Below are 6,668 nucleotides of genomic sequence, written 5' to 3' on the forward strand. Positions count from 1 at the left end.
TGGGGCGCCTCGTAGGTTTTGCTGGCCAGGGCTTCCAGGCCGGGGGCCGGCAGGGCGCGGCGGTCGAGCTTGCCGTTGGCGGTCAGGGGCAAGGCATCGAGGTGCACGAAGGCGCTGGGCACCATGTATTCGGGCAAGTGCTTGAGCAGGGTGCTGCGCAGTTGTTCGGCCGGGATCGGCTCGCCGCAGACATAGGCGACCAGGCGCTTGCTTTCCGACTGCCCGGGATGGTCTTCCCGGGCAATGACCACCACTTCACGAACACCCGGGCACAACGCCAGGGCCGCTTCGACTTCACCGATTTCGATGCGCAAACCACGGATCTTCACTTGGAAATCGTTGCGCCCCAGGTACTCCAGGGCACCGTTGGCGAGCCAGCGGCCGAGGTCGCCGGTCTTGTACAGGCGCGCGTTCGGCTCGCTGTTGAACGGGTCGGCGATGAAGCGCTCGGCGCTCAATTGCGGTTGGTTCAGGTAACCCCTGGCCACGCCGATACCACCAATGTGGATTTCCCCGGCGACACCCAGCGGTTGTGGTGCGCCACGGCCATCGAGCACGTACATCTGGATATTGGCGATCGGTCGGCCGATGGGCACGCTTTCGCCAGGGTCACTGGGGCGGCACTGCCAGGCCGTCACGTCGATGGCCGCTTCGGTCGGGCCATAGAGGTTATGCAGCTCGATCTCTGGCAACTGCCGTTCGAAACGCCGTTGCAGGCTGCGGGGCAGGGCTTCGCCGCTGCACAACACGCGTCGCAGGTCAGGAAAGGCCTGCCCGTCATGGTGTTCGAGGAACAGGTCGAGCATCGACGGCACGAAGTGCAACATCGTGACGCTGGCCTGGCGCATCAGCCGGGCCAGGTAGTCCGGTTCCTGATGGCCGCCCGGGCGCGCCATGACCAGTTCGGCCCCGGCCAGCAGTGGCAGGAAGAATTCCCAGACCGACACATCGAAACCGAACGGGGTCTTTTGCAGCACGCGGTCGGTGGCATCGACGCCGTATTCATCCCGGGCCCACAACAGTCGGTTGACCACGCCGAGGTGTTCATTCATCACCCCCTTGGGGGTGCCGGTGGAGCCGGAGGTGTAGAGCACATAGGCCAGGTGGGTGGGGCTCAGGCCGAGGACTTGCGGGTCCGGATTGTGTTCGGGTTGAGCGGCCAGTTGTGCGTGATCATCGAGGGCCAGCAGCGGGACACTCGAGGCTGGCAGCAGGCCTTGCAACGCCTGGCTGGTCAGTACGGCCCGAGGGCTGCTGTCGTCGAGCATGAATACCTGGCGTGCATTCGGCAGGTCCGGGTCGATGGGCACGTAGGCCGCCCCAGCCTTGAGAACCCCCAGTAGGGCGACGACCATGTCCGGTCCCCGCTTCAGGCTCACGGCCACTCGCTCATCCGGTTTCACGCCCAGCTCGATCAGGCGATGGGCCAACCGATTGGCCTGGCGGTTGAGTTGTTCATAACTGAGCAACGGCCCGGTATCGCCGCGCACGGCACAGGCGTGCGGACGCTGCCGGGCTTGCTGTTCGAACAGTTGGTGGATCAACACATCCTGCGGATAGTCGCGGGCGGTGGCGTTGAATTCGACTTGCACGCGTTGCCGCTCGGCGTGGTTCATGAGCGGATACTGCCCCACGGGCGTTGCATGCTGCTCCAGCACTGCCTCGAGCATCGAGACGATGCGTTGTTGCAGGTGCCGGGCCTCTTCCAGGCTGAAGTAGGCGGTGTTGAAGTTGAAATCCAGGTGGACGTCTTCGAACGGATGATAGTCGCGCACGAAGATCGCCATGGGCGTCTGCTCATAGCCGTTGTCCATGGTGATGACCGTGGACGAGGTGCCGCCGAACTGATCGTCGCCGTCCAGGCTTTCGAACGACAGTGACACGTCGAACAGCTGTCGACGCCCGGTCTGTGCCAGGCGCAGGGTGCGGTTGAGCTCGGCGATGGGGAAGCGCTGATGGCGGTAGCAGCGGCGCAGTTGACCGCCAGCGGTGTGCATCAGGTCCAGCAGCGAGGCGTCGAAGTCGACGGGCAGGCGGATCGGACTGACCGAGGAAAACATGCCTGCGGTTTCTTTCGCCCGGGCAGTGGTGCGGTTATGCACGGGCATGCCGATGACGATTTCGTCGACGCCCACGGTGCGGCAGAAATAGGTGGCGACCACGCTGATCAGCACATGGGCGACCGACAGGCTGCGTTCGCTGGAAAACTGCGTCAACGCGTTGTACAGCGCCCGGGGCAGCATCGCCTGGACCTGGGCACTGGGGGCCAGCTCATTGGCCTGGCCTGTCTTGAAATCGGCCCGGCGCTGCAGCAGCGACGGCGGCATCTGTGCGTAGGTTTCCTGCCAGAACTGGCGGTCGCGCTCATAGCGGGACGAGGCCAGGTAAGCCCGGTCATCTTCCAGGAACGACAGGTAGGAATGCCCTTGGGCGACTTCATCGTTGCCGGCCAGCAGGGCATTGTAGGCCGTCCCCACGGCATGGCCGATCAGGGCCACGCCAATGCCGTCGGTGACCAGGTGGTGGTAGCGGGCGAGCCAGTAATGGCGGTTCGGGCCGCAGCGGACCATGCGTGCCTCCCAGAGCCGGCCCGTCAATGATTCAAAGGGCTGGCGAAAGGCATTGCGCAGATAGTCCATGGCCAGGCCGGCCTCGGCGTCGGCCTCGGAGAACTCCACCACCTCCATGCTCACCTTGACCTCGGGCAGCACCCGCTGGCGGCCGGTGCCGCCTTCATGACTGAAGCTCAGGCGCAGGGTGTCGTGCCGGTTGGCGACCAGCTCGATGGCTTTCTCGAACAATGCAATGTCGATCCGGCCCTTGATCTCCAGGGACATGCCGATGTTGTAGTAGGGCAGGTCCGGGTGTGCGAGCTGATCCAGCCAGATGCCCTGCTGGACGGAGGCCAGCTCGTGGGACACGGAGTCTTGGGTAGGCAACATATCGGTCGACGAATCCATTTCGGAGCACCTGCTTGCAGAATCGATTGAGGTTTTTCTCCGTTCGAATGGCAGTGGTGAAGGCCTGGACGACTGCCAGTCGGCGGAATCAATAGCCGTGGAGAAGGACATCGGGGGCGGTGCAAAGCGCTGGGTGCGACGGGGCGGCGAGGGCTGCGTTGCGAGCCGTCGAGGGTCCCGTCCTGCCGTTCGGCTGCGCCTGATATCCCTTCACAAAGTGAGAAAAAATTAGAGCATCCGCCTTGGGATGTCTGTCATGGGAAGCAGGGACAACGGCGCGGAACGTGGCTTTGCGGCGCTTGGGCGTGGTCGCGCGAGTCTGTTATACCAACGGCCCTGAGTGTGCTTGCGAGGGTCGAACATGCCATTAACCGCCGAATCGGACCGCCCAGCGACGAAGTTCTGGAGCTTGTCCCGCTTTCCCAATCACCCACAGGCAGGCGCGGTCGACGTGATCGATGCGCTGGCGATTTCCAAAGAGGAATTCACCCGCCGCTACGTCAATCGCAACCGTCCCTGCCTGGTCAGGAATGCGGTACGGCATTGGCCGGCTTTCCAGAAATGGCAACGCCTGGATTACCTCAAGGCGCACTCGCGCAACAGTGCGGTGGTGGTGCGCTCGCAGATCGTTTCCGAGGTCATCGGTTGGTCCAACCCGAAGGTCAAGGCCGAGCTGACCGAGTATGCCAACACGGTCTATCGGGAAATGCCGTTCCACCAGTTTCTCGACGACCTGAACGTGGGTGATTCGCCGTTGGTGGCCGACAGTTGCCGGTTCTCCGAAGGCTCGGCCATCGAGCCGATGAAGGAGGATGTCGGCGGGTTGCCGTTCATGCCGCAGTTGGGCAAGTCCCGGCACTACCCGCCCCATCGCAGTTTCCTGTACCGCAATTCCTATACCGATTGGCACTTCCATGTCGTCGATGAAACGTTCATGGCCCAGGTCGTCGGTGCCAAGGAAGTGTTGCTGTTACCGCCGGATGAAGCCAGCTGGCGGGCCTTGCGCCCGGTGATCGAAGAGGCGGGCTACCTGTACGACATCGACACCGGGCGTTTCCCTGGCACTCGAGCGTTGCGGGCGCTGCGCACGGTGGTGGAGCCGGGGGATGCGCTGTACATCCCGGTCTACTGGTGGCACGCCGTGCAATCGATGGACGATGAATTCGGTGCGACCGTCGCGGCGACGTTCCCGACGCCCTTGCACGTCAGCGGCAACATCAGCTCGCCCATCGCCAGGCGGGTGTTGCGGACCTATCTGTTTTCCCGTTTTGCGCCGTTGATATTGGGCGCGGTGCTTTATTCCATGGCCTATCGGCTGCTGGACAAGTTGCTCGGTGTGGTCACGCCTCGCGATGTGCGCCCATGAGCGTGGGGAGCGGTCGCCGGGGTTTTGACCTGGGGCGCGGTTTCTATTTCCTCTGGTGCGGCGAGTCGCTGGCGGTAGTGGGCACGGCGCTGATGGAATTCGCCCTGGGTGTCTGGGTGTACAACCATACCGGTTCGGCGGTGGCCTTCGCCAACGTGGTACTGGCGGCGACATTGCCGGCGGTGTTGTTCTTGCCCTTGGCGGGTGGGCTGGCCGACCGGATCAGCCATCGGGTGATCATTGTCTGTTGCGATGTGACCCTGGCGGTGCTGCTCCTCGGAGTCATGGCGCTGCTCTGGTTCGAACGCCTGGAGCCGTTGCATCTGTACATTTTCAATTGCCTGGCGTCGATTGTCGGCGCCTTTCGCAAACCGGCCTATCAGGCCGCTGTCAGTACGATTGTCGCCCCTGACAAGTTCACCCGGGCCTCGGGGTTGATCAGTATCAGCAAGAACGCGTCGGCCCTGGTGGCGCCGTTGTTGGCGGGGGCGATCATGGCCAGTGCCGGGTTGGTGACGATCCTGGCGGTGGACCTGATGACCTTCTGCTCCGGCACCTTGCTGGTGATCAAGGCGTTCTCCCATGTGCGAGGGGCGCCGGGTCGTCAGGACGGCGGGCCCAAAGGCACGGTGTTTGGCGGGGCGCTGGGGAATGTCGCCGCGGCGCTGAAGTTCTTCGTCGCCGAGCGGCTGATGGCCGGGCTGCTGGTCTACACCATGATGCGCACGGCGCTGTTGTCACTGGCCACCTTGATGATGACGCCATTGCTGCTGTCGACCCTGGGCAGCCAGGCCTTGGGCATGGCCTACACCTGGGCGGCCCTGGGCGGGCTGGCGGGCGCGGGGCTGCTGATCTCGATGGGCAATCCACGCCGGTTGATGGCGCTGGTGGCCGTGGCCGACCTGTTGTTGGCCGGTTGTGTCGTTGCCTTGGGGCTGGTCTCGCAGACCTTCGCCTACTGCGCACTGGCTTTTGTCGCGATCACCATGGCGAGCATCGCCGATGCCAGCGTGAACTCGCTGTGGATGCGCAGGATTCCCGCCGGCAGCCGTGCCAGTGTGTTTGCGTTGATCAGCATGTTGACCATCGCCACCACCAGCCTGGCGGTGATCGTCGGCGGTTTCCTGGTGGACCACTGGTTCCAGCCAGCGCTGATGCCCGGCGGTCTTTACGCCGACTCGATCGGACGCTGGCTGGGCGTGGGGCCGGGGCGTGGCGTGGGGTTGCTGTTCGTGGTGGCCGGCGGGTTGTTCGCGATCCTGCCGTTGAGCGTCTTGCTGTATGGGCCGATGCGTCGACTGGACGAGCCCCCGGCGCCGGTGGCGGTCGTGCGGATGACCGAAAACCCCCAGGCCGAGCCCCTGTAATGCCGGTCGGCCCCGGTGTACCTGATTCCCGTGACAGACAGGCCAAGCCCGGTGGGTCAACCTTGGCAGGCTCTCCTGCCGCGCCCCTTTCACCCGGCGGACAGGACTATCTGGCATCGCCAACCTCAATAAAAGGAGTACCTATGCGCCCGTCGTTTTATGATCCCAGCCGTTTTCCGCAACTGAAGAACCTGGCCGACAATTGGGAAGTGATCCGCGAGGAATTTCTGGCCCTCGATGCGCCAACCCTGACGATCAACCGCGTCGGCAAGCAGATCGCCGAGATCGTCGAGGAGATCGACGCTCACATGGCGGCTGGGGGAGAGTATGGCTGGCTCTGGGGATGGGGTGACGACATGGATATCATGCCGGAGTGGACCCAATACGGCCTGGTGGCCTACGACACCCCGATTCCCTACGCCCGCGACGCCATGCCCGGGACCATCGAGCTGCTGAGCAAGATTCCCGGCATCAAGCTTTGCGCCTTGTTGCGCATGGAACCCAACGTGTTCCTCGGTACGCATTCGCATACCGGCACCTGGGAAGAAGGTCTGCTGCATATGCAATTGACCATCGATGCGCCTACCACACAGAACTATGCCTACCTTAATGTCAATGGCAGCTTCAACCAGAGCACCAACGGGAACCTGGTGATTTTCGATGGATCCCTGGATCACTTTGCGGTCAATGCGTCCAGGGCTCACCGTACTGTGCTGTACCTTGAGTTTCATCGTGAGAAGCACATGGTGGCCTGAGGTGGATCCCCGTCACCGGGAAGTCTGTGGGCACAGAAGACCCCATGTGAGAGCCGAGCTTGCTCGCGATGACGGCGGTACATTCAATCCCGATGCAAGCTGAGCCACCGCTATCGCGAGCAAGCTCGCTCCCACAGTGGATTGTGGGTGGCTGCTGAATCTGTGGGCCCCCAAGACCCCCATGTGGGTGGCTGCTGAATCTGTGGGCCCCCAAGACCCC

At 63.3% G+C, this 6,668-nt stretch carries 4 protein-coding genes; 3 read left to right on the forward strand and 1 reads right to left on the reverse strand.

What is annotated here, in order from left to right; genetic code table 11:
* The coding region (locus BLU85_RS29980; protein ID WP_256573230.1) for a non-ribosomal peptide synthetase at window positions 1-2,960 on the reverse strand (2,960 nt) is incomplete at its 3' end.
* A gap of 361 nt (window positions 2,961-3,321) precedes the next feature.
* Here BLU85_RS29980 and BLU85_RS29985 point away from each other — a divergent pair.
* The 3 genes from BLU85_RS29985 (at window position 3,322) to BLU85_RS29995 (ending at window position 6,448) form a co-directional block, all read left to right on the forward strand.
* Complete coding sequence (locus tag BLU85_RS29985) at window positions 3,322-4,326, forward strand: cupin-like domain-containing protein (protein ID WP_092205598.1); 1,005 nt, start codon at window positions 3,322-3,324, stop codon at window positions 4,324-4,326.
* Window positions 4,323-5,693 (forward strand): MFS transporter, encoded by a 1,371-nt coding sequence (locus tag BLU85_RS29990; RefSeq protein ID WP_092205599.1) that lies wholly within the window; start codon window positions 4,323-4,325, stop codon window positions 5,691-5,693. The genes BLU85_RS29985 and BLU85_RS29990 overlap by 4 nt, the downstream gene beginning before the upstream one ends.
* Window positions 5,694-5,836: 143 nt before the next feature.
* Window positions 5,837-6,448 (forward strand): aspartyl/asparaginyl beta-hydroxylase domain-containing protein, encoded by a 612-nt coding sequence (locus BLU85_RS29995; protein WP_060742635.1) that lies wholly within the window; start codon window positions 5,837-5,839, stop codon window positions 6,446-6,448.
* Window positions 6,449-6,668: the final 220 nt, after the last annotated feature.

The sequence above is a fragment of the Pseudomonas sp. NFACC14 genome, assembly GCF_900106885.1.
Classification (GTDB): Bacteria; Pseudomonadota; Gammaproteobacteria; order Pseudomonadales; family Pseudomonadaceae; genus Aquipseudomonas; species Aquipseudomonas fluorescens_AA.